We start from the raw sequence: 1341 nt of genomic DNA on the forward strand, positions 1-1341 counted from the left end.
CTACACCCTTACCCCGGGACAACCACCGCCCGGGATGGACTACCTTCCTGCGTCACCCCATCACTCACCTACTACCAGCTCGGGTCACCGGCTCCACCACTCCGGCCTCGTCCGAAGACTCAGCCGGCGGCTTCACGGGCTTAGCATCACTGGATTCGATGTCTGTCGCTTCACAGCGGGTACCGGAATATCAACCGGTTATCCATCGACTACGCCTGTCGGCCTCGCCTTAGGTCCCGACTTACCCTGGGCAGATCAGCTTGACCCAGGAACCCTTAGTCAATCGGCGCACACGTTTCTCACGTGTGAATCGCTACTCATGCCTGCATTCTCACTCGTGAACCGTCCACCACTGCCTTCCGGCGCGGCTTCACCCGGCACACGACGCTCCCCTACCCATCCACACACCCGTTGGGGCTTCTGTATGAATGACACGACTTCGGCGGTACGCTTGAGCCCCGCTACATTGTCGGCGCGGAATCACTAGACCAGTGAGCTATTACGCACTCTTTCAAGGGTGGCTGCTTCTAAGCCAACCTCCTGGTTGTCTCTGCGACTCCACATCCTTTCCCACTTAGCGTACGCTTAGGGGCCTTAGTCGATGCTCTGGGCTGTTTCCCTCTCGACCATGGAGCTTATCCCCCACAGTCTCACTGCCGCGCTCTCACTTACCGGCATTCGGAGTTTGGCTAAGGTCAGTAACCCGGTAGGGCCCATCGCCTATCCAGTGCTCTACCTCCGGCAAGAAACACACGACGCTGCACCTAAATGCATTTCGGGGAGAACCAGCTATCACGGAGTTTGATTGGCCTTTCACCCCTAACCACAGGTCATCCCCCAGGTTTTCAACCCTGGTGGGTTCGGTCCTCCACGAAGTCTTACCTCCGCTTCAACCTGCCCATGGCTAGATCACTCCGCTTCGGGTCTTGAGCGCGCTACTACACCGCCCTGTTCGGACTCGCTTTCGCTACGGCTTCCCCACACGGGTTAACCTCGCAACACACCGCAAACTCGCAGGCTCATTCTTCAAAAGGCACGCAGTCACGAGAACGTGCAAGCACGTTCCGACGCTCCCACGGCTTGTAGGCACACGGTTTCAGGTACTATTTCACTCCCCTCCCGGGGTACTTTTCACCATTCCCTCACGGTACTATCCGCTATCGGTCACCAGGGAATATTTAGGCTTAGCGGGTGGTCCCGCCAGATTCACACGGGATTTCTCGGGCCCCGTGCTACTTGGGTGTCTCTCAAACGAGCCGCTGACGTTTCGACTACGGGGGTCTTACCCTCTACGCCGGACCTTTCGCATGTCCTTCGCCTACATCAACGGTTTCTGACTCG

Annotated in this window: 1 rRNA gene; it reads right to left on the reverse strand. The window is 57.9% G+C overall.

The features are described from left to right. Positions 1-1341: ribosomal RNA gene (locus tag AC3ETA_RS47685) — 23S ribosomal RNA — on the reverse strand; the annotation flags it as partial.

It is taken from the genome of Streptomyces sp. bgisy027, assembly GCF_057710365.1.